This is a genomic window from Bradyrhizobium sp. CCBAU 11386, assembly GCF_028128955.1.
Classification (GTDB): domain Bacteria; phylum Pseudomonadota; class Alphaproteobacteria; order Rhizobiales; family Xanthobacteraceae; genus Bradyrhizobium.
Window position 1 is genome coordinate 1 of sequence record NZ_LBKA01000036.1, and the last position, 203, is coordinate 203.

The window sequence follows — 203 nt, forward strand, 5'->3', positions numbered from 1 at the left end:
ACAAGCCATTTGGTGGAGCCGGCCCGCCAGCGGCGATGTTCTACTACTCGCGCGACCGCAAGGGCGAGCATCCCCAGGGGCATCTGGCCCGATATGCCGGCATCCTGCAGGCCGACGCCTATGACGGGTACAACCAGCTCTATCTGGCGGGACGCCAGCCCGGACCGATCTTGGAGGCTGCCTGCTGGTCGCATGGAAGGCGT

General features: G+C 66.0%; 1 protein-coding gene. It reads left to right on the forward strand.

Features of this window, described 5'->3' with window-relative positions:
• The coding region (locus XI09_RS08265; protein ID WP_271566405.1) for an IS66 family transposase at positions 1-203 on the forward strand (203 nt) is incomplete at both ends.